Genomic DNA, 22,519 nt, shown 5'->3' on the forward strand with positions numbered 1-22,519 from the left:
TGCCAAATACGGCAGATACAAAAAAGCCCAAGCGGGTGACCGCTTGGGCTTTCTCTTTGAATATGGCGGAGGAGGTGGGATTTGAACCCACGGATGGTCGCCCATCGCCGGTTTTCAAGACCGGTGCATTCAGCCGCTCTGCCACCCCTCCGAACGGCGTGCATACTACGCTAAGCCCTTGTTCATATGCAATACATATTTCCTGTGGGATAGTGTGCGGGAGCAAAATGGCAGGTGGCTTGAAATTGTTCCTCGTCATCCCTATTTGTTCTACATACAATGCGTAAACATGCAGTAACAAACAGCGATCACGAGGCGGCTGCTCGCCGTCTCACCCGGACATCAAGAGGACACCCAAGATGGATACCCGTTCTATCTACACTGGCACCCAAAGTGCCGTACGCGATACCAACAAGGTGCTGCGTAACACCTATATGCTGCTCTCCCTCACTCTGGGCTTCTCTGCCGTGGTGGCGGGGGTCGCTACCGTGATGAACATGCCGCCGCTGCACTGGGCCGTGTTCCTGATCGGTGTCTACGGTCTGATGTTCCTGACCGAGAAGAATCGCAACAACGGCATGGGGCTGGTCTTCACCTTCGCCCTGACCGGTCTGCTGGGCTATAGCTTGGGCCCCATCATCAACATGTACATGAACAATGGTGGTGGCGAGATCGTGATGACCGCCCTTGGCGGCACCGCGCTCACCTTCTTCGGTCTGTCGGCCTATGCCCTGACCACCAAGCGTGACCTCTCTTTCATCGGCGGCATGCTGTTCGTCGGTTTCTGGGTACTGCTGGTGGCCATGATTGCCAACATCTTCCTGCAGATGAGCGCCCTGAGCCTGGCTCTGTCCGCCATGTTCATGCTCTTCTCCTCCGGTGCCATCCTGCTGACTACCCAGCAGATCGTGCGCGGCGGCGAGACCAACTACATCTCTGCCACCGTCACCCTGTATGTCTCCATCTACAACATCTTCCTGAGCCTGCTGAGCCTGCTTGGCGGCAACCGCAACTAATCAGAAACCCCGCTTCGGCGGGGTTTTTATTGGCGCCGATTTTTGTCAGGATAAGTTGTAAATCAAGGATATGAAGCGAAGTGGCCCTGATTTGGATCAGGGCCACTTCGCGCTTGGCGGGTTACTATCTCGCTCTCGTTTCGATCAAGGGTTTCACCTGTCTCATGCCGATGGATCTCTCTGGCCTGCTGCGCCGACTGCTGACCGATAGTCACATCTACTTCGCTCTCAAGGTGCTGCTGGCCATTCTCGGTCTGCTCGCCTTCACCCTGGCCACAGGCAATATCCAGCTCACCGTGCTGCTCTCTCTCGGGGTCGTGGCGGGCGCCATCGCCGAAACCGACGACAGCCTGTGGGGACGGCTCAAAAACCTCGCCATGACGCTGATTTGCTTCATGTTTGCGTCCCTGTGCGTGCAGTATCTCTACCCCACCCCCTGGCTGTTTGCCATCGGGCTGGCCAGCTCCACCTTTATCTTCGTGATGGTGGGGGCGCTCGGCGCTCGCTACGCCACCATCAGTTTCGGCTCGCTACTCATCGCCATCTACACCATGCTGGGTGCCGCCAAGGCGCCGGATCTCTTCTACCAGCCGCTGGCCCTCGGTGCTGGCGCCCTCTGGTACGGGCTGGTCTCGTTTATCTGGCTCTGGCTGCTGCCCTACAAGACCCTGCACGAGCAACTGGCCCAGAGCTACTTCGCCCTTGGCCGCTACCTGCTGGAAAAGTCCCGCTTCTTCCCTGCGGACGAGCACGGCGCTCAGGCCATTCGCCACAATCTGGCCCAGCTAAATATCAATCTGGTGAGCGCGCTGACCCTCACCAAGTCGGCCCTCAACGCCCGCCTGAGCCGCCGCCATCCGGCGAGCCCCGAGCTGGCCAGCCTGCTGCACCTCTACCTGCTGGCGCTGGAGATTCACGAGCGTGCCACCTCCAGCCACTACCCCTACAGCCGGCTGGAAGCGGAGCTCAAGCAGGGCATCGTACTGGAAGGATTTCAGGAGGTATTCCTGCAACTCTCCGAGGCGTGCCAGCGGCTCGGTTACGCCATTCTGGTGCACAAGCCCTACGCCCATAACAAGCGCATCCACTGGACGCTGGAGGCCCTCGGCGATCAGCTGGAGTTCACCAATCTCAAGCAGCACTACCCGAAAACCCTGCTGACGCCGATGAAGTTCCTGCGCCGCAATCTGGCCAGCATCAACCAGCTGCTGGGCAGCGCCGAAGTGTTGCAAAACCCCGAGCAACCAGAGCAGGAGCTGCCCGCGCTGGCGCGGCCGCCCCGCCTGCCGCTGCTGACCCAGCTCAAGCAGCACCTCACCTTGCACTCCATGGTGTTTCGCCACGCGCTGCGTTTGTCACTCGGGCTGGTGATCGGCTACGGCATACTGCAAGCCTTTGATCTGGAAAAGGGCTACTGGATTTTGCTGACCGTGCTGTTTGTCTGCCAGCCCAGCTACAGCGCCACCCGCCGCCGACTGGTGCAACGGATGCTCGGCACCTTCGCCGGTATTCTGGTGGGCATTCCGGTGCTCTGGCTGTTCCCCGAGCTGCACGTCCAGCTGGTGGTGATGGGGCTCGCCGCCTTCCTGTTTTTCACCCAGGTGCGCAACAACTACAGCGCCGCGGTCTGCTTTATCACCCTCTACGTGCTGATGGCGTTCAACCTGCTCGATGGCATCGGCTTTGCGATCCTCGGGCCACGGCTGCTCGATACACTGCTCGGCTGCCTGATCTCCTACGGGCTGGTGGCCTGGCTCTGGCCTGACTGGCAGTACAAACGGCTGCCAACGCTTATCGCCAATTCGCTGTCTGCAAACGCCCGCTACCTCTCGGCGGTGCTGGCAAGCCTCAAGCAGCAGCGGGACGAGTCCATCGACTATCGGGTGGCGCGCAAGAGCGCCCATCTGGCGGACAGCGAGCTGGCTACCGCCTGGCAGAGCATGCTGGTGGAGCCGCAAAAACGCCGCCGCTTCCTCGATCTCTGCTTTACCCTCACCTGGCGCAACCACGCCCTGCTCTCCTACATCTCGGCACTGGGGGCCCATCGCGACAAACTGGAAGCCATCAGCGGGCTGGATGAGGTACGCCACCACATCTGCCACACCCTGGAGCAGGCCGCTGGCCATCTGGCGGGCAACCCCTCCAGCTCCATCGGCGGTCAGTGTCCGGTGATAAGTCCGGATAGCAGCGAGGAGCAGCTGATGCTGACCCAGCAGCTCAACCTGATCAGCGAGCTGGCGGATCAGCTGCTGCATCTGGCCAACGAGAGCCGGTTGCTCACCGGGGATCAAGGCGCTACCATGCCCGCCCAATCCTGATAGCCCCATTAGCGAGGAGCCCTCATGTCTGCGTCCGAAAAACATCAGCTGGAATTCAACGGCCAACTCATCGAGACCGATGCCAAGGGCTACCTGCTCAACAGCAACGACTGGAGCGAGGAGCTGGCGCTGGTGCTGGCCGCGCAGGAGGGGATCACGCTTGAGGAGCCGCACTGGGAAGTGGTGCGCTTTGTGCGCGCCTTCTATCTGGAGTTCAACACCTCCCCCGCCATCCGCGCGCTGGTCAAGGCGATGGAGAAGCAGTACGGCCCCGAGAAGGGCAACAGCCGCTATCTCTACAAGCTGTTCCCGGAAGGGCCCGCCAAGCAGGCGACCAAGATTGGCGGCCTGCCCAAACCAGTGAAGTGCATCTGATCCCATGCATCTCATCCCATAACAACGGGGGGCCGCAACTGCGGCCCCCCGTTGTGTTTGGTGCGCTATCTTCGTGCACCTCGTATTCATATCCCTCAGGCTTCCAGCCAGCCTTATTCCCGCTTGTCAGCCAGCGCCACCAGCTGCTCCGCCAGCCGATGACCGTGCAGGTAGGAGGCGATCAGCTCGCTGTCCGCCTTGCCCGATTCAATCTGCTGATACCAGTGCTCCAGCATGGCGGCAAAGCCGCGCTGGGCCAGCACCGGTTGCCAGTCGTTGGGGCTAAGCATCTGCGCCTGTTTGTCGCGGGCGATGATGCCGCGGGTGCAGTTCTCAAGGTGCAGGGAGAGATTGTCGCCGTAGGCATCGATGCGCTCCTCGGTGATCCCGGCGCTGCGGTTCATGCTGCCGCTGATGGCGCGATCCCCGCTCTGCCAGCTGACGCTTACCCCGGCCAACAGGCTGCTGTCCTTCGTATCCGGTCGCAATACCGCATGAAAGTCGCCATCCGGCACGCCGCCATAGAAGCAGAGGCTGTCGAGCACATGGATAAAGTCGTCGAACATAAAATCCCGCGCCTTGCCGGGCAGAGCAAAGCGGTGTTTCTGCCAGTTCAGCTCGGTAAGCGGCTGGGCCCGCGCAGCGTCCATGGCGGGCAGATAGCGGCGGTTAAAACCGGTAAAGAGGGCGCAATCTTGCGCGATGGCGAGGTTGGCCAACGCTTCTGCCTCGGCCAGATTGTCGCACAGGGGCTTGTCGACAAAGGTGGGGATCCCTGCGCGCAGGCACTGCTCGGCCAGCTCGCGATGCACCGCGGTGGCGGCGTGGATCATCACGGCATCGGGGCGGCTGGCCAGCATGGCCGCCACATCGGTAAAGCACTCGGCGACCCGATACTGGCGGGCCAGCTTCTCCAGCACCGCTAGATTGCGGGTACAGAGCAGCGGGGTGACCCGCTCGTCGCTCGCCAACAGCGGCAGATAGGCTTTTTGGGCGATATCCCCCAGACCAATCATGGCAATGCGCATCTCAACTCCTTTTCACTCGATAACGGGACAAGCGGATAACTGCCCGCACCATCGCAGGATTTCCCCCGCAGATCCAGCCTGCCGTTAGCGCGCTGACTGGCGTGTGCAGCTCTGTGCAAACGGCGGCGTTATCCGGGCATGGCAAGATCGCAGACCGACTTGATCACCTCGGCCAGCCACTCGATGGCCAGATTGCCCTGGCTTTTGCGGTGTCTGCCGACCACCACCTCGAACGGCTGCGGCGCCCCGGCCAGCTCCAGCACACGAAAATCACCGAGGGCGGCGATGGCCGACGGAATGCAGGCCGCCACGTCATTGACCGACATAAAGGCTTGCAGCGAGGTGTAACAGGGGAGCGTCGCCACCGCCGCGCTGGCAACCTGCTGCGGGCTCATCTGCCCTTCGAAATTGCCGACGCTGTTGGCAAACTGCACAAATGGGATGGCCGCCAGATCCTGCGGGGCGTTGTCCGAAAGATATCGGGAGTCGCGGCGCAGCACGCAGCAGTAGTGATCCCGGCGCAGGGTGGCGCGCAGCAACCCCGGGTCGAGATAGGCATCAAAACCAATCACCAGATCGACCTCGCCGCTGGCCAGCGCGTCCAGATGGAGGTCGGCCTGAAAATCCACCACATCGAGCCGGATGGAGGGCGCCTGAGTGCGCAGAGCGCTCGCCAACCTTGGGATAATGGCGAGCTGGGCATATTCGTTGGCCATCACCCTGAAAGTGCGCTGGCTGCTGGCGGGGTCGAAGGGCGCAGCCACAAAGACCCCGTCGATATCGGCCAGGATCTGCTCGAACCTGGCGGCCAGCTCGCAGGCGTAGTCGGTCGGCTGCAATCCGGCGCTCTGGCGGATAAAGAGCTCGGCGGGAAAGATATCGCGCAGCTTTTTCAGATGGCTGCTCACCCCCTGTTGGGAGATCTCCAGCAGCTCGGCCACCCGCGACACGCTCTTGTATCTGACCAGCAGCACCAGCACCCGCATCTGCCTGATATCGATCTTCTCCACCCTCACCTCACCAATTTCAGTTGTATCACATACAAATCACCAATGATTTACATTGTATCAGTGGCTCTCTAACCTTGCAGCTCTTCCAGCAAAGCGAGGTTAACGATGAAAACTGTCATTCTGATTGGTGCTCAGGGGAAAATGGGGCAAGCCGCCCTCAGTGGTCTGGGCAAGCACAAGGTCATTACCGCCAGCCGCTCCGGCGAGGGGTGTGATTTTCAGGTGGATATCACCAGCAGAGAATCCATCGAACGGCTCTACCAAAACGTGGGCTCCTTCGATGCGGTGGTCAATACCGCAGGATTTTGCGAATACGCCCCCTTTGGCGAGATGAGCGACGAGCAGTGGCAAACCACCATCCAGAGCAAGCTGATGGGGCAGATCAATCTGGTCAATATCGGCCTCAACTACATCAATCAGGGGGGCTCCTTCACCCTGATCTCCGGCATCCTCAATATCAAGCCGATCCCGCTGGCCATTGCCGATGCCACCACCAGCGGCGCCATCGATACCTTTGTCCAGTGCGTGGCCCACGAGCTGCCCCGCGGCATCCGCATCAATGTGGTCAACCCGACCGTACTGGAAGAGGCGTGGGACGTCTATGGCGAGATGATGCCGGGCTTCCAGCCGGTGCTGGGCGCCCTGGTCGGCAAGGCGTTTGAGCGCTCCGTCGATGGCTTTATTAGCGGCCAGGTGCTCTATGTCGATGCCTGATCCGGTTCAGGTGTGACCCAATGCCTTTGTAATTCCTTGTCGATGTTTTTCCTCTTCCCCGAAAGCTCTGCTCTCGGGGCTTTTTGCATAGAGGAACCGGAGTAGCGACAGAATATGATTTCATTTCGACGACAACCCACAGATTTATGTCATCCGGGTCACTGTCAGAGTGGCCTCGTTTGGCTTACTATGGCGCTCTTGTCCCTGTTGCCGAGCAAAGGGACTATTTCAGGCTATTTGCCGGAATGGATTACCGCTGACCAACGCCCTATTTGGCCGCTGCTTATTAGCGCGGCCACTATTGCCTGTGCGCTATCGGCACTTATAAAACGCGTTATTTATGGATGTATAACGATGAAATCATCAATTGCACTCAAAGCCTTGTCGCCCTATATATTCGCAATATTGTCAGTTGGGCTGATATCCAGCGGATATCATGCGCTGCCGATCTATTGCGGCCTGGCCATTGTCGTCTATCCGGTGCTGGTTGCCATGCTGGCGGACGAGTGGGAAAAACAGGGGCTGGTCTATCGCGAATCGACCCAGGTCGAGGTTGATGTCAATGTGCGCGGGATCCTTATCAAGGAGCAGAGACGGCATCTGGAGAATCTCTATTTTGTCTCGCCGGACGTGATGCAGACCAAACTCACCAGCCTCGCCCGTATCAAACTGCTGCTCTGCGGCGCCATGTTTGCCGTGTCGCTCTATGAACTCGCCCTGCAAGCCGAGGCTCAATTTGCCCTGCCCGCCGTCAATTTGCTGGATATATGCAGCCTGATGATCGGCCTTGGCGCCGTGCTGTTTCTCGGCCACTGCGCGAGAAAAAGCCTCTCCCTCTACGGGACCTGTCGCCACAAAAACTATCTGGTGCAGAGTCATAACGAACCAGGCGTCCAGCTCTATAGCGCAGCCATTTCTACCAAGGGGGCAAACCTGCAAGTGACCCATACCCGCATGTTCGATGCCTTATTGGCGTGGTATTGAGCAACCCTTAATTGGCAACCTTTAATTGCCCCCCCTTTGGATCAAGATGGCGGGGCAGGAGGTAAGACAATAAGCCCCCATCCCAAACGTGCTCACTGACCACTCTGCCGTGACAGGCACAGTGGTTGGTTGAGCCTCTATTGCCCTCCCTATAACCATCCTCTGCCCCTCCCCTTGCTTACTGCTTTATCAGAAGTCATCAGCCTGTCATCTGGCTGACATCCCGCGGTCATTTTCAAGCCATAGAGTTTTTCACTTATTTTTCATATGGATAGATAAGGAACATCATGACTTTCCCGCGCTCTTCTTATGTGGCTTTGGCCGTCTCGCTGGTCTTGCTTGGCGGCTGCCAGTCAGAGAACGAATCGTCTACCGACAGCCAGGGCAAAACCGCCTACCAATACAGCACCAAAGCGGTCTACAGCCCGCAGCAGCAGGCGGAGAGCTACGAGCCAGCGCCCCAGGGGTTCAGCCCGGTCTTTACCGAGATGGTGGCGCGCCACGGCTCGCGCTCCCTCTCCAGCCCGAAATATGACGTGCTGACCAAGCTGGTATGGGAAGAGGCGCAGCGTCAGGGGGCGCTCACTACCCTCGGGCAGGGGCTGGGAGGCAAGGTCGATCTGGTGACGGCCGCCAACCAGAAACTGGGCTATGGCCTGCTCTCGGCGCTGGGCAAGGAGGAGCACGCCAATCTCGCCACCCGGCTGGCGGCGCGGCTGCCGACCCTGCTCAATAGCAGCGAGCCCCACTGTATCAAGGTGGTTACCTCGGGCAAGGACAGGGCCAACGAAAGCGCCTTCTACTTTATGGAGAGCCTCAAGCGCGACGTGAACTATGTCAGCGACTCGGCGCAGTGCTACCTCACGCAGGATGACCCCTCGAAGATCGACAAAAAGCTGATCAACAAGTTCGAGCTCTACTTCCACAAGACCACCCCCGAGGGGGATTACGCCCGCTACCTGCCCGCCTATGAGAGCTACCAGCGCTTTATCGGCGACGAAGATGCCGCAATCGCGCCGGCCCCCGAGCTGGCCAGGGCGCTGGATCAGCTTAAAAACCTGAGCAAGACCAAAGAGATGGCCCGCAGCATGCTGGAGCGTATCTACAGCAAGGGGTTTGTCGACTATCTGGCGGGCGGCGTCGAGTTTGTCGCCGTCAACCCGGAAGATGGCGGCATGACCTACGTGCGCGACGAAGTGGATGCGGCCCTGATGCTCTACAACCTCTTTATCATCGGCCCCGGCATGATCCGCGAAGCGCAGGCACAGGGCAGCGAGCCCTGGGCGCTGGAGCAGTTCCTGACCCCGGAAGAGTCTGCCTGGTTCTCCTACCTCTCCGATGCGGAAGATTTCTACGAGAAGGGGCCGAGCTTTGCCAACCAGAGCGCCCCCTACGCCATTGCCCAGCCGCTGCTCGACGGCCTGTTTGGCGAGGTGCAACGTCAGGTGGTGGAAGGCGAGCAGAGCCGACGGGGCACCCTGCGCTTTGCCCACGCCGAAGCCATTATCCCCCTCGCCGCCCTGATGAAGCTGGAAGGGAGCCGTCAGGGGGCCAGCCCGGATCAACTGTTCAGCCAGCAGAACAACGAGTGGCGCGGCGGCTGGGTCTCCCCCTATACCGCCAATATTCAGTGGGATATCTACCAGAACGGGCAGCGGCAGGTGCTGGTCAAGATGCTCTACAACGAAAAGGAGATCGCCTTTAAAACGGGCTGCCAGCCCTACCAGAGCGGCAGCCACTACTACGACTTCGAGGAGCTCAAGCGCTGCTACGGCTATAACGGCTAACCCTTCGCACGCCGGATATGGCAATCACCAGGGGCGACCAGCAGGTCGCCCCAATTCACTCCCCTTCCCTGCCAGCCAAAGCGGGATATGGCTATAAAGCCGCCTTCCGGCTCCATTTGCTGATCAAGCTCAAAAAACGATTAATTTCTGATAGTTAGGTCACTTTAAGTCTCGCCTCGGCAGTTTCGTTTGGCTTACCATGGTCATTCAGAACCTGTTGAGCTGCGATGGGTTGCTGCCAACGCAGGTCAATGGAGCATATTGGAAGCTGTAATCCACGGGCGGTAGCGTGGGATTTTTACTTCGTAACCAATTGCTAAAGTCGGTACACCCATATATGCACAAAATACCATTAGTGACTCACTAAAAACTTTATATATTGGAATAAACGTATGTATATAAGCTCAATTGGACCGATGGATGGTGATAAATGGGAGTCATTGATTCAAGCTGTATTTAAAAGAAAATATGATACCTATCAAGAAATGCTCGCCTCTCCAGGTGATTTTGGTATAGAAGGTTTCGTATTAGCTGAAGGTATTGCTATACAATGTTACTGCCCAGACAAGCAATATGATACAGCAACTCTATATGATAAACAGCGTGACAAGATCACCACCGACCTAAACAAACTGGAATTATATGAGAAAGCAATAATTGCAAGAATTGGATGTTCAAAAATAAAAAAATGGATTTTCATAACTCCAGAAATATCTAAAAACGATTTACTTGCCCACGCTAGAACGAAAGAGATTGAGATGAGAAATAAAAACCTCACTCTTCTTGATAATACATTCACTGTGTTGATACATGATATTGGGTTTTACATTTTAGACATTAGAAATATACAACTTGCTCAAGATATAAAGATTCAATTCGCCACTAATAACACCTCACAACTAGGTGATCCTAAAAACACGACCGAATACGATAATAACATATATGACAAAAACAAAATCCGTAGCATTAAAAAAATGGAATATAATAAAGATACACACCTGAAATTAAATGAAATAACGAAAAGGAATTATTTTGATGGATACTCAATACTTAGAAGCATATACAATCAAACTCCTGAGCTTCATGAGAAAATATTAAGAATAATTAACACGTTCGAGGATTATGTCGAAGAAAACTCAGCCACATGGGAAGATAGTCCTAGAGAATTGATTACTCACATCCAAGATAAGCTCACTGAAAAACTTCGACAAGACCCTTCTATAAGCGCTATTGACAGTAATGATCTAACAAATATAGTCAATCATATGACAGCAAGATGGATTGCTGAATGCCCAATGAGAATAACTGAATGAGCAAAGTTAATTTCCAAAGAAGGAAAGCCTCAGTAATACCGGAGCTTAGACCTTTATATAAAATATCAAAAATTTTATTGATATTAAATTGTTGTTGCATTGGAAAAAAATCTAGCCTATTGAAACTTCATTTATTTAATTGGGCGATGTTAGATATGAAACGCTTAGATATGCTAAATATCTCGGCAATTCAAGGTGATTTAATTATAGGTATATGGGGTATTGATCCCTCTTTAAATATGGCAATAGAATTTGCAATATCAGAATCGTTAGTTGAAAAGCTATCTAATGGCGCATATAAACTATCAAAAAAGGGGGAATATTTCCTCTATCAGAGTGACTCAAAAGCACTATTTGAAGATGAATATCCAAAGCTACTTCAAATAGGGAACAAGATAACAGAAAAAATGGTTAATGCGGCAGCAAAAAGGTGGTGTAATGAAGTTTAAAAAACTATTGGTAAAGATCACCACAGAACATGATAAACACTTTGGTTATCATTTCAGTTTTTCCAGTGGCCTTAATATTATTCGAGGGGATAACTCCTCGGGTAAAAGTACTTTTGTTAACTCCTTAATTTATGCTCTTGGTATGGAGGAAATTATAGGAGCTAAGGGCCCTACAGCCCTACCTTATGCATTAAAAGATAAATTTGAATATGATGGTGTTGAAATATCTGTATTTGAGTCTGCCATATACTTAGAAATCGAGAACGACGAAAATAGAATAATAACACTGAAACGATATATAAAATCAAAAGATACTGATACGAAATTGATTCAAATAATTGAAGGTCCGTATCTTTCTAAAAAAGACAGCCAAAATTCATATAAAAATCATTTTACATTTGTTCATGACCCTGGCTCAGCACAAGATCCGGAAAGAGGATTCTATGCTTATTTAGAGCGTTTTATGAAACTATCTTTACCTGAAATTTCAGATAACAAAGGGAAAGGTGCAAAACTGTATCTACAGTCTGTTTTCTCCGCATTAATCATTGAGCAAAAAAGAGGGTGGACAGACTACATAGCTAACATTCCATATTATGGAATATCAGGCATGAGAGAAAAAGTGGCAAGTTTTCTACTTGATCTTGATACATTCAGAAACAATAAAAGACTAAGTGAATTATTAACATCAAGAGATAGGCTTTTCGCTCAATGGTCATCTAATATTACAGATATGAAATTAACGACCGAGTATAAGGGCATTGCATTTAGTGGTATCCCCAAAAACCCGGTTAATGACTTTGACTCCACACTTGTTAACATAGGCGAATGGGATAAATCTGAAATAAAAGATATTAGAAAGGTAAAAGAAGAGCTTCTTTCACAGTGGAATGAGATAAATAAAAAACCAGTAGAAGATGACTCATTACCAAATGAATCAGCTGCTGACATTTTGATATTGCAAAATAATATTGATGAGCTACTTATAGCCCTAAGCATGTGCAGTAGCCAAATTAAAATCAGTGAATCACAACTCATTCAATATAAAGAAAATCTAATCGATATTGAAAAAGATCTAAAAGCAAACAAACTAACATCTAAAATTATCAAGTTTGGAGCACAGCAGAGTAATCTAAGCATTGCCAAAGGAAAATGTCATACATGTATGCAGCCTGTCGATGACATTCTAATGCCACCAGATAGTCTGTCTATGCCCATGACTATAGATGAAAACATAGTTCATTTAGAAAACCAAAAAAACATGATTAAATCAATTTCAGCAGGGCTGGAAAAAGAGATCATGGCAAACAAAGAACAACTGATTACAATCACAAGAAAAATAACAGAACAAAAACAAATTCTAATTTCTCTAAAAAGAGATATGAAATCAACAAATCAAATAAAAGAAGCAGACATAAGAAAGAAAATAATAATAGAAAACAGAGTTAGCGAATTAGAACATGCAGAAAATGAAGTGGAAAAACAGGTAAGCAATTTCAATAAACTATCTGAAAGATATAAAAAAATACAAAAAGAAATCGCGCAACTATCAACTTACACACTCTCATTTTCAGACAAGAAAAAAGTCGATTTTTTAGAAAAAACATTTAAAGAACTAGCACAGAGCTTTGGTTATAGAAGCGCAAATATTAATGAAGTCAAAATTGAGCCTTCTACACTATTACCATATTTAATGGGAATTGAGCTACGTGAAAACATTGATACTCCAACTGAAAGGAAGCGCAACACTGCTGATATAAAATCAGATTCATCAGCAAGTGATTTTGTCAGACTAATATGGTCATACTTAATATCGATATACAAAACATCAGATACATATAATGGAAACCATCCAAGATTTATTATCTTCGATGAACCTGCGCAACATTCTATGGGCGTAAAAAGTATGAACAAATTGCTTATGGCATTATCTTCCACACTCAATTTGCAAAGTATTGTCTCTGCATCATTTGATGAAAGTGATGAAAACTACAAAGAATCCACTGAAGGCCTGACTGCATTTAACGTTGATATTTTACCAAGAAAACTAATAGGCCCATTATAAATAAAAAGGCGACCATCCGGTCGCCTTTTTATTTTCTATCGCTTTTCAGTCAGGAAAACTTACCTAGCCGGTCGCTTGGCACCATTCCCTTTAGCCGCAGGCTTGCCGCCTTGAGCAGCGGATTTGGCTCCCGGCTTGGCAGAGCCAGCGCGGGTCGGGGTTTTACCCTTATGGGCGGGTTTTCCGGCAGGTTTGCTCTTACCCGCATTCTGGCCCGCATTCTTGCCTTCGCCCTGTGCGGCCGGTTTGCCATTAGCCGCGCCTTTGTGCAGCTGGGAACCCACCGGTTTGCCACCGGTCGGCTTGTTGCCTGTGCCATTGCCACCATTACCACGCTGGTGACTGATGTTGCTGTGACGGGTCAGGGCCGGTTTCAGCCCCTTGCCGCTGGCGGCGCGCTCGTTGCGCCCTTCCGCAGGCACCAGACAGCCTGGGCCATTGCCAATCAGGTGGCCCTTGCCCATGGCGAGCAGGGCTTCGCGGATCATCGGCCAGCCAGCGGGGTCGTGGTAGCGCAGCAGCGCCTTGTGCAGGCGGCGACGGCGCTCGCCCTTGGCGACAAACACATCGCCACCGGTGCGGCTCACCTTGTTTAACGGGTTTTTCTCCGTGTAATACATGGTGGTGGCGTTGGCGAGCGGCGACGGGTAGAAGTTCTGCACCTGATCGAGCTTGAAGCGGTTCTCTTTGACCCAGAGCGCCAGATTGATCATGTCTTCATCCGTGGTGCCCGGGTGGGCAGAGATAAAGTAGGGGATCAGGTACTGCTGCTTGCCCGCCTCTTTGGAGTATTTGTCGAACAGCTCCTTGAACTGGTAGTAGCTGCCCATGCCCGGCTTCATCATCTTGGAGAGCGGCCCCTCCTCGGTGTGTTCCGGCGCAATCTTGAGGTAGCCGCCAACGTGGTACTTGGCCAGCTCCTTGATATAGCGGGGATCTTCCACCGCGATGTCGTAACGCACGCCGGAGGCGATGAGGATCTTCTTGATCCCCTTGAGGTCGCGCGCCCTGCGATAGAGGTTGATGGTCGGGCTGTGGTCGGTGTCCATGTGCGGGCAGATGGTGGGCCAGACACAGGAGGCGCGACGGCAGGTCTGCTCGGCCTTGGGGCTCTTGCAACGCAGCTTGTACATGTTGGCAGTGGGGCCGCCGAGATCCGAGATGACGCCGGTAAAGCCCGGCACCTTGTCGCGGATATCTTCGATTTCCTTGAGGATCGACTCTTCCGAGCGGCTCTGGATGATGCGCCCTTCGTGCTCGGTGATGGAGCAGAAGGAGCAGCCGCCAAAGCAGCCGCGCATGATGTTGACCGAGGTCTTGATCATCTCGAAGGCGGGGATCTTCTCGTTGCCATAGGCCGGGTGCGGCACCCGCTGGTAGGGCAGGCCGAATACGCCGTCCATCTCCTCGGTTTCGAGCGGGAAGGCGGGCGGGTTGACCCAGACGATGCGATCGCCGTGGGCCTGCGACAGGGCGCGGGCGCAGCCGGGGTTGGTCTCGTGGTGCAGAATACGCGAGGCGTGGGCGTAGAGCACCTTGTCCTCTTTCACGCGCTCGAACGCCGGCAGCTTCACATAGGTTTTTTCCCACGGCTTGGGCTTGGGCGGCTGCACCAGCACAGGCTGGGCTTCCTGCGCGGCAGGGGCCGATTCGGTCGCATCGTCAGAGCATGGGGCCCCTTCCATATAGGGGTTCATGATGGGATCGATGCGGCCAATCTGGTCGAGCTTGCTCGAATCCACCCCTTTCCAACCCGGCAGCGGCTCCTTGCGGATGACGGCAGTGCCGCGAATATCCTGCATGGTGTCGATGGTCTCCCCCGCTGCGATGCGGTGGGCCACTTCCACCAGCGGCCGCTCGGCGTTGCCGTAGATCAGGATATCGGCCTTGGCATCGAGCAGGATGGAGCGGCGGATGGTCTCGGACCAGTAGTCGTAGTGGGCGATACGGCGCAGGGAAGCCTCGATGCCGCCGATGACCACCGGCACCTCCTTGAAGGCCTCCTTGCAGCGCTGGGTATAGACCAGAGTGGCGCGATCCGGCCGCTTGCCCCCCACATCCCCCGGGGTGTAGGCGTCGTCGTGGCGCAGCTTTTTATCGGAGGTGTAGCGGTTGATCATGGAGTCCATGTTGCCCGCGGTGACCCCGAAGAAGAGGTTCGGTTTGCCCAGACGCATAAAGTCATCTTTGGATGACCAGTCCGGCTGGGCGATGATGCCGACCCGAAAGCCCTGCGCCTCCAGCATCCGGCCGATGACCGCCATGCCGAAGCTCGGGTGATCCACGTAGGCATCCCCCGTCACCAGAATGACATCGCAGCTGTCCCAACCGAGCTTGTCCATCTCTTTGCGGGACATGGGCAGGAAGGGCGCCGTGCCGTAGCACTCGGCCCAATAGCGGGGATAGGAGAAAAGGTTGGGTACCGGCTGCATTTTAACCACCTGGAACAATTCGGGTCGCGCATTATACCGGTTGCGGCCAAGGGGAGCGATGGCTTTTTGTCCCTATAGATCCCGCGGAATAGGCCGCCGCCCGCAATAGCAAGGGCGCCCGCAGGCGCCCTTGTGATGATGGAGGCTGATAACCGGCCCCGCTTGGGTTCTGATCAGGATGCTGGTCAGGGCGCCGGAGGTTGCGACTCCCCAGCCCCCTTGGCGGCCAGCGCTTCGTCTACCTGCTGATCCCGCGCCCCAGTCATTCCGGCGTGGCGGGCGATCAGATGATAGATGGCGGGCACCACCAGCAGGGTAACCAGGGTCGCCAGCGACAGCCCGAAGAAGACCACTGTCCCCACCGCCATCCGGCTCTCGTAGCCCGCCCCCATGGAGAGCATCAGCGGCACCGCACCGATAATGGCGGTCAGCGAGGTCATCAGGATGGGGCGCAAGCGGCGCACCGAGCCTGCGATGATCGCCTCCTCGAACCCTTCCCCCCGCTGGCGCAGCTGGTTGATGAACTCGACGATGAGGATGCCGTTTTTGGTCACCATGCCGATCAGCATGATCATGCCGATCTGGCTGTAGATGCTCATCTCCTGCCCCGTCAGCCAGAGGCCAAGCAGGCCACCGAAGATGCCGAGTGGCACCGTCACCATCACCACCGCCGGGGTCAGGGTGCTCTCGAACTGGGCCACCAGCACCAGATAGACCACCAGCAGGGCGAGGCCAAAGACCAGCACCATCTCCCCCTGATTGTCGCGGTAATCCTTGGAATCACCGGCGTAATCCACCGTCATACCGGTGGGCAGGTTGGCGTTGGCCCAACCATCGAGGAAATCGAGGGCCTCACCCAGGGTGTGATCCGGGTGCACATCGGCGGTCAGGGTGATCGCCTTCTGCCGCTGGTAGTGGTTGAGGCGGTTGGCGGTCGCCACCTGCTTGACGGTCGCCAGGGTCGAGAGACTGACCATCTCGCCATTAGCGGCTTTTAGATAGATGCGACCGAGATCCGAGATGCCGTTGAACTCGGTCTGATTACCGCGCAGGTAGACGTCATATTCCTCGCCCCTGTCCACATAGGTGGTCTTGCTCGCCCCGCCCAGCAAGGTCTGCAAGCTGTTGGCCACGGTGGAGACCGGAATGCCAAGCTGGCTGGCGCTGTCGCGATTGATGGTCACCTGCAGCTCGGGGGTCTTCTCGGCATAGTCGAGATCCGGGCTCAGCATCAGGCCGCTGCCCTGCGCCGCCTGTTGCAGCGCCAACCCTTGCTGGTAGAGCTCGGCATAGTCGTTACCCTGCAACACAAACTGCACCGGCGCAGTGGAGCCACCGCGGAAGCCGGGCTGGAAGGTGCGGATCATCACATCGGGAATGCCGGAGAGCTTGGCACCCAGCGAGCGGGAGAACTCGGTGGCGGTGACGTCGCGCTCCGCCCAGTCGGTGAGCTGGATGATCACCATACCGGTCTGATCGCCGCCACGGCCAAAGGCGGGGGTACTGAAGCTCAGCGCCTGCACCACCCCTTTGCCCAGCATCGGCATGATGGCGGACTCCACCTGCTGCATGTTGCGCTTCATCCGCTCGATGCTGGTCCCCTCCGCCCCCTTGACGAAGACATAGATGACGCCGCGATCCTCGGTCGGGGTAAGGCTGGTCGGCAGCTGGGCAAAGAGGGCGCCGATACCGCCCAGACAGAGCAGCAGCACCAGCGGCGTCCAGCGGGAGCGACGCAGCACCCACGCCAACAGGTGGCGATAGTGTCCCTCCAGCCAGCCGAGCCCGCGATCGAGCCCGGCGGTGAGTCGGTTCGGTTTATCCAGCGGGCGCATCAACCAGGAACCCATGGCCGGGGTCAGGGTCAGCGCCACCAGCGAGGAGCAGAGCACCGCCAAGGAGAGCAATATCGCAAACTCGGTAAAGAGCCGCCCCACCATGCCATCCATAAAGGCAATGGGGACAAACACCATCACCAGCACGGCGGTGGTGGCGATCACCGCAAAGCCCACCTCGCGAGTGCCGTGCCAGGCGGCCAGCAGGGGCGGTTCACCCCGCTGCAGATGGTGGTGGATGTTCTCCACCACCACGATGGCGTCATCCACCACCAGACCGATGGCGAGAATAAGGGCCAGCAAGGTGATGAGGTTGATGGAAAAGCCGAAATACCAGGCGCCGATAAAGGCGGAGATGAGCGACACCGGCACCGTAATGGCCGGAATGAGCGTGGTGCGCCCCTGCCCGAGGAACAGATAGAGCACCGCCACCACCAGCACGGCGCAGATGGCCAGGGTCTCGTACACCTCGTCAATGGCCTGTTTGATAAAGATGGTGGAGTCGTAATCCACCTCCAGCTTGGCCCCCTCAGGCAGGAAGCGCTGCATCTCGCCGAGTTTCTTCTCGATCCCCTGCGCCACCGCCAGCGGGTTGGCGGTGGACTGGGCGACGATGCCGATACCCAGACTCTCTTTGCCGTTGCGCTGATAGGCGCTGTCTTCGTTCTTGGCTCCCACCTCCACGTCGGCGATATCGGCCAGATAGACGCTCTGGCCGTTGGCGGCGGTACGCACCTGCAGCTGCTGGAAATCTTCCGCTGTGTGGTAGAGACGGGCGATCTGCACCGCCATGGTCATGGAGTTGTTGCGGATCTCGCCACCCGGCAGCTCGATATTCTCCCGCTTGAGGGCCTCTTCCACATCGCTCACCGTGATGCCACGGGCCGCCATGTCGGCAGGACGCAGCCGCACATACATCACCTGGGTGAGATCGCCGGAGAGCGCCACTTCGCTCACGCCGTCCACCAAGCTCAGGGGGTCGACCAGCACGCGGTTGGCGTAGTCGGTCATGGCGGTGCGATCCATCTGGCTGCTGCTGAAGTTGAGCCAGATCGCCACATCGCCGTTGCCGCTGTCCTTGGTCACCAGCGGCTCGTCCACATCATCGGGCAGCCGGGGCCGCGCGCGGGAGAGGGCATCGCGCACATCGGAGATCCCCTCCACCATGTTCCAGCCGAGCTTGAACTCGACGGTGATCATCGAGCGCCCCTTGCGGGTCATGGAGTTGATGTTCTTGATGCCGCTGATGCCGGAAAGTTGATCCTCGATGGGCTTGGTGACCTGACTCTCCATCACCGAGGGGGCCGCCCCCTCATAGGTGGTGGTGATGGAGACCGACGGGATCTGCACATCGGGCATCTCCCGCACCGTCAATTTGCTGAAGGCGACCAGACCAAACACGGTGAGCAGGGCGCTGAGCACCACCGCCACCAGCGGGCGGCGAACTGAGATATCGGAGAGCCACATCAGCCGTTCACCTCGGCCAGATCACGCACCAGCACCCCATCACGCAGATTGACCAGACCCTCGACCACGATGCGATCGCCGACCTTGAGCCCCTCGGTGACCCAGACGGTCTCCCCCTCGGTCTCGCCGAGCACTACAGGCACCCGCTTGACCCGGCCATCGGCCTCGAGACGGTAAACAAAGCGCTGCTCACCGGCGTACTCCACCGACTGGGCAGGGATCAGGGTGAGCTGCTGGGCGGGCAGCGCCAGCTCCACATTGAGCAGCATGCCCGGGCGCAACTGGCCGTTGCCATTGGGGATCATCACCCGCGCCTTGATGTTCTGGGTATCGTTGGAAATGCGGCTGTCGAGGGTGGTCAAAGTGCCGTTAAATTGCTGATCCGGCCAGGCAGTACTGGTGGCGGTAACCGCCATGCCCGGTCGCAGCAGGGAGAGGTAACGCTCCGGCACCGCCAGATCGAGGCGCAGTTTGTCCAGTTCATCGAGATGCAACAGGGTATCGCCGCTGTTGACCAGCGCCCCTTCGCTCAAGTCAATCAGGCTCACGGTACCGGCAAAGGGCGCCTGCAGGGTACGCAGGGAGAGCTCGTAGCGGGCGGCATCGAGGCGTGCCTGCACCTGGGCCACGGTGGCCTCCTGCCCCTCCAGCTCGGATTGGGTCACGGCGCCACGGGCCACCAGCTTGCGCATATCCCCCAGCTTGCGGTTCTCGTCGCGCAGGCTCGCGCTCTGCTCGGCCAGCTCCGCCTGCTGCTTGCCCGCATCGAGCGCGATCAGGGTCTCCCCCTTCGCCACGCTCTGACCAGATTGCACCGCAATCTTGACGATGCGACCGGTCACTTCGGGGCTGATGATGACAGAGCGATTGGCTGCCAGCTTGCCCACCAGCTTGAGGGTCGGCTCGGCCAGACTCTGCTTGACGGTTTGAGTGCGGATATTGACCTGTCTGGTCGGTGCTTTGGCGGCGGGTTCGCTGTGACGCAGCGCCCAGACGCCGGCAACCACGATTAGAAGAAGGCCCAAGCCGAGCCAGATACGCATTTTCATCGAACAGTCCATGAAGAGTGAGAGGGTAAATCCAGATTGGGGCCATTTTAGCCCCAGACTATGCCGTGACTATGTATAAATGTGACAAAACGTAACAAGAGCGGGATAAGCTCACTCTGTTTCAGGTCGCGCCGTTTGTTTTCACGCCACATCGCATACACTAACGACAATTTCCTTCGCAACCCGACTGACTGCCTATGCCCAAAATGTCTGACCACCGCTTTCTCACACGCCTGACCTGGCTCCTGTTTGCCGTGGTCATCCTGCTGATTGGTCTGACCTTGCGGCAAAGCCTGAAACAGATAGAACGCCTCTACCAGAGTGATACCCTCAACAGCGCCATCTACCTGCGGGATCGTTTCAAACAGACCGAAGTATTTCTGGAGGCAATGCGCGGGCAGGCCGAAGAGCGACTGCGCAGCGACCCCCAGTCGGTGCTCACCCGCCAGCTCTATCGCCATATCGAGGTACTGCCAGAGGGGCTGGCCCTCGACAAGCTCCCCGGGGATTTACCAGCCGGACTGGCGGGCAACCTCACCGGTGACGGCCCGCTGCCGCCCCCCGGCAGTGCGCGGGAGGCGCAACTTCATTTGGCCCTGAGCCTCTCCCCCTTGTTGTCCACCGCCAGCCAGCGCCTGGGCAGCGAGATCGCCTGGGCCTACTTCACCGGCGTGGACAACTTTATCTACCTCTATCCCTGGATCCCCTCCAGCCAGTTTCGTTTTGCCCGCAGCATCTATGACAAGCACTACTGGCAGGATGCACTGATGTCACCCAACCCCAGCCGGGACACCATTCTCTCCCGCCCTTACGAAGATTTTGCCGGACTGGGCACCATGGTCACCATGTCCCAGCCTCTCTACAAGGACGGCTCGCTGGTAGGGATGATCAGCATGGACATCCTGCTTTCACGCTTGCAATCGCAGCTCAATCAGCTGGCGCCAGCGCTGGGTGAGTATCTGCTGCTCAATCAGTACCATCAGGTGCTGGCCAGCAGCGCACACCAGCCCGTGGTGCCGCAAGACCCCGAGCCGACCGACGAATACCAGTGGCGGCAAGGGGCATTGCAACTGACCATGGCAATCCCCGATACTCCGTTGCGACTGGTGCACAACGTCACCCTGCTCCCGCTGGTGTGGGCCATGCTCTGCCAGTCCACGCCGACCCTGCTCGCCATCCTCTTTATGCTGCTGGCCGCCCTCTCCAACCTGAGATCCCATCGCCTCAACCAGCGGCTCAATTACCTCTCCTGCCACGATGCCCTCACCGGCGCCTTCAACCGCCACTATCTGGTGCTGCTGGAACAGGCGGGAGAGCTGTCCCGGTTGCAAGCGGGGATCCTGATGTTCGATGCGGATCACTTCAAACGGGTCAATGACAACTTCGGCCATGCCGTCGGCGATATCGTGCTGATCCGGCTGGTGCAGATCTGCCAGCAACAGCTTAGACCCACAGATCACCTGATCCGCTGGGGCGGCGAAGAGTTTCTGCTGCTGATTGGCCGCGCAGATGCAACGCAGCTCGGCGAGCTGGCGGAGCGGCTGAGAAAGGCGGTGGCAGATCACGACTGGGCCGCCATCGAACCCGGGCTGGAAGTCACCATCAGCCTCGGCTATCTGCCCCACCAGGAGAACCTTCCCCTGCACGAAGCGGTGCGCCGCGCCGATGTGGCGCTCTATCAGGCCAAGGCCAACGGTCGCAACCGCAGCGAAAGATGGCAGGGTGACGCCTCCTGACTCTCGGAGTAAGCTGAGCCCTCAACCCCTTTTTTGGAGGACTGTCGTGCCACGTAAACCCCGCGTAGGGCTCGCTCTCGGAAGCGGCGCCGCCAGAGGATGGGCCCATATCGGCGTCATCCGCGCCCTTGAACGTCTCGGCATCAAACCGGATTTGATCGCTGGCTGCTCCATCGGCAGCTTTGTCGGTGCCGCCTATGCCGCCGGAGAACTGGATCGGCTGGAAACCTGGGTGCGCGGCTTTACCCGCCTGCAGGTGGTCAGCCTGCTCGACCCGGCCCTCTCCGGCGGGCTGTTTCGCGGCGAAAAGGTGTTTGGTCTTGCCGCCAGCCATCTGGGGGATCCCGATCTCGAGAATCTGCCCATCCCCTTCGCCTGCATCGCCACCGAGCTCGATACCGGCCGCGAGATCTGGCTGCAACAGGGCCCGCTGCGCCAGTCGGTGCGCGCCTCCTGCGGCATGCCGGGGATCCTCACCCCGACCCGGATCAATGACCGCTGGCTGGTCGATGGCGCCGTGGTCAATCCGGTGCCCATCTCGCTGGCCCGCGCCATGGGGGCCGAGGTGGTGATTGCGGTCAACCTCAACACCGATATGCACCAACCCTGGACCGACGAGCCGGATCAACCCGGCAGCGGCGGCCTGCTCAGCCAGTGGCTCAATCGCGGCGAATCCGCGCCAGCCACCCCGGGTCTGTGGAGCGTGATGAGTGGCTCCATCAACATCATGCAGGAGCGGATCACCCGCGCCCGGATGGCCGGTGACCCGCCGGAGATCCAGCTCTGCCCGCGCCTTGGCAGCTTCTCCATCATGGATTTTCATCGCGCCAGCGATGCCATCAACGAGGGGGAAGCTTGCGTCGAGCGCAACCTCGATCAGCTCAAGGATGAACTGGGCCGCCTCGGGTTGCTGGGCAGTTAGTTGTCGACATGCTGCGGTT

At 56.7% G+C, this 22,519-nt stretch carries 16 protein-coding genes and 1 tRNA gene; 11 read left to right on the forward strand and 6 right to left on the reverse strand.

Annotated features, from left to right (window positions below):
* Window positions 1-63 precede the first annotated feature (63 nt).
* Window positions 64-151 (reverse strand) — tRNA-Ser (locus ACTG20_RS16875).
* Window positions 152-359: 208 nt separating this feature from the next.
* Here ACTG20_RS16875 and ACTG20_RS16880 point away from each other — a divergent pair.
* From ACTG20_RS16880 to ACTG20_RS16890, 3 genes are all read left to right on the forward strand, one after another.
* Complete coding sequence (locus ACTG20_RS16880) at window positions 360-1,016, forward strand: Bax inhibitor-1/YccA family protein (RefSeq protein WP_005338308.1); 657 nt, start codon at window positions 360-362, stop codon at window positions 1,014-1,016.
* A 164-nt stretch (window positions 1,017-1,180) separates the two neighbouring features.
* Complete coding sequence (yccS, locus tag ACTG20_RS16885) at window positions 1,181-3,334, forward strand: YccS family putative transporter (protein ID WP_194496484.1); 2,154 nt, start codon at window positions 1,181-1,183, stop codon at window positions 3,332-3,334.
* A 24-nt stretch (window positions 3,335-3,358) separates the two neighbouring features.
* Window positions 3,359-3,709 carry a TusE/DsrC/DsvC family sulfur relay protein gene (locus tag ACTG20_RS16890; protein WP_019446869.1) on the forward strand — a complete coding sequence of 117 codons (351 nt, stop codon included), beginning with the start codon at window positions 3,359-3,361 and terminating at the stop codon, window positions 3,707-3,709.
* Window positions 3,710-3,822: 113 nt separating this feature from the next.
* Here the strand turns inward: ACTG20_RS16890 and ACTG20_RS16895 are convergent, their stop codons facing one another.
* Complete coding sequence (locus ACTG20_RS16895) at window positions 3,823-4,737, reverse strand: Gfo/Idh/MocA family protein (protein WP_194496485.1); 915 nt, start codon at window positions 4,735-4,737, stop codon at window positions 3,823-3,825.
* 128 nt (window positions 4,738-4,865) lie between these two features.
* Complete coding sequence (locus tag ACTG20_RS16900; protein WP_194496486.1) at window positions 4,866-5,747, reverse strand: LysR family transcriptional regulator; 882 nt, start codon at window positions 5,745-5,747, stop codon at window positions 4,866-4,868.
* Between the two features lie 105 nt (window positions 5,748-5,852).
* Here ACTG20_RS16900 and ACTG20_RS16905 point away from each other — a divergent pair, with 105 nt between their 5' ends.
* The 6 genes from ACTG20_RS16905 (at window position 5,853) to ACTG20_RS16930 (ending at window position 13,059) form a co-directional block, all read left to right on the forward strand.
* Window positions 5,853-6,461, forward strand: coding sequence for a short chain dehydrogenase (locus ACTG20_RS16905; protein WP_194496487.1), 609 nt, complete (start codon window positions 5,853-5,855; stop codon window positions 6,459-6,461).
* 354 nt (window positions 6,462-6,815) lie between these two features.
* Window positions 6,816-7,445, forward strand: a complete 630-nt coding sequence (locus tag ACTG20_RS16910) for a hypothetical protein (protein WP_194496488.1) — start codon at window positions 6,816-6,818, stop codon at window positions 7,443-7,445.
* A gap of 287 nt (window positions 7,446-7,732) precedes the next feature.
* The gene (locus tag ACTG20_RS16915; RefSeq protein ID WP_194496489.1) at window positions 7,733-9,232 is read left to right on the forward strand and encodes a histidine-type phosphatase; all 1,500 of its coding nucleotides are present in this window, start codon (window positions 7,733-7,735) and stop codon (window positions 9,230-9,232) included.
* Window positions 9,233-9,624: 392 nt separating this feature from the next.
* A complete protein-coding gene (locus ACTG20_RS16920) occupies window positions 9,625-10,545 on the forward strand; it encodes a hypothetical protein (RefSeq protein WP_194496490.1) in 921 nt (306 codons plus the stop codon).
* Window positions 10,542-10,994 (forward strand): hypothetical protein, encoded by a 453-nt coding sequence (locus tag ACTG20_RS16925; RefSeq protein WP_194496491.1) that lies wholly within the window; start codon window positions 10,542-10,544, stop codon window positions 10,992-10,994. Before ACTG20_RS16920 ends, ACTG20_RS16925 begins: the two co-directional genes overlap by 4 nt.
* A complete protein-coding gene (locus ACTG20_RS16930; protein ID WP_194496492.1) occupies window positions 10,984-13,059 on the forward strand; it encodes an AAA family ATPase in 2,076 nt (691 codons plus the stop codon). The genes ACTG20_RS16925 and ACTG20_RS16930 overlap by 11 nt, the downstream gene beginning before the upstream one ends.
* A gap of 59 nt (window positions 13,060-13,118) precedes the next feature.
* Here ACTG20_RS16930 and ACTG20_RS16935 read toward each other — a convergent pair whose 3' ends face one another.
* The 3 genes from ACTG20_RS16935 to ACTG20_RS16945 all read right to left on the reverse strand — a co-directional run bounded on the left by ACTG20_RS16935 (window position 13,119) and on the right by ACTG20_RS16945 (window position 19,842).
* Entirely contained in the window at window positions 13,119-15,491 is a 2,373-nt protein-coding gene (locus ACTG20_RS16935; RefSeq protein ID WP_194496493.1) for a YgiQ family radical SAM protein, read from the reverse strand.
* A 185-nt stretch (window positions 15,492-15,676) separates the two neighbouring features.
* Window positions 15,677-18,793 carry an efflux RND transporter permease subunit gene (locus tag ACTG20_RS16940; protein ID WP_194496494.1) on the reverse strand — a complete coding sequence of 1,039 codons (3,117 nt, stop codon included), beginning with the start codon at window positions 18,791-18,793 and terminating at the stop codon, window positions 15,677-15,679.
* Window positions 18,793-19,842 carry an efflux RND transporter periplasmic adaptor subunit gene (locus ACTG20_RS16945; protein WP_219263352.1) on the reverse strand — a complete coding sequence of 350 codons (1,050 nt, stop codon included), beginning with the start codon at window positions 19,840-19,842 and terminating at the stop codon, window positions 18,793-18,795. The genes ACTG20_RS16940 and ACTG20_RS16945 overlap by 1 nt, the downstream gene beginning before the upstream one ends.
* Before the next feature lie 197 nt (window positions 19,843-20,039).
* On the opposite strand from ACTG20_RS16945, the gene ACTG20_RS16950 reads away from it, so the two are divergent.
* Both ACTG20_RS16950 and ACTG20_RS16955 read left to right on the forward strand, forming a co-directional pair.
* Window positions 20,040-21,578, forward strand: coding sequence for a sensor domain-containing diguanylate cyclase (locus tag ACTG20_RS16950; RefSeq protein WP_194496496.1), 1,539 nt, complete (start codon window positions 20,040-20,042; stop codon window positions 21,576-21,578).
* A 46-nt stretch (window positions 21,579-21,624) separates the two neighbouring features.
* Window positions 21,625-22,500 carry a patatin-like phospholipase family protein gene (locus tag ACTG20_RS16955; RefSeq protein ID WP_005338362.1) on the forward strand — a complete coding sequence of 292 codons (876 nt, stop codon included), beginning with the start codon at window positions 21,625-21,627 and terminating at the stop codon, window positions 22,498-22,500.
* The last annotated feature ends 19 nt before the right edge of the window (window positions 22,501-22,519 follow it).

Origin of the sequence: Aeromonas sp. 84A, assembly GCF_051919345.1 — a bacterium.
Classification (GTDB): domain Bacteria; phylum Pseudomonadota; class Gammaproteobacteria; order Enterobacterales; family Aeromonadaceae; genus Aeromonas; species Aeromonas veronii.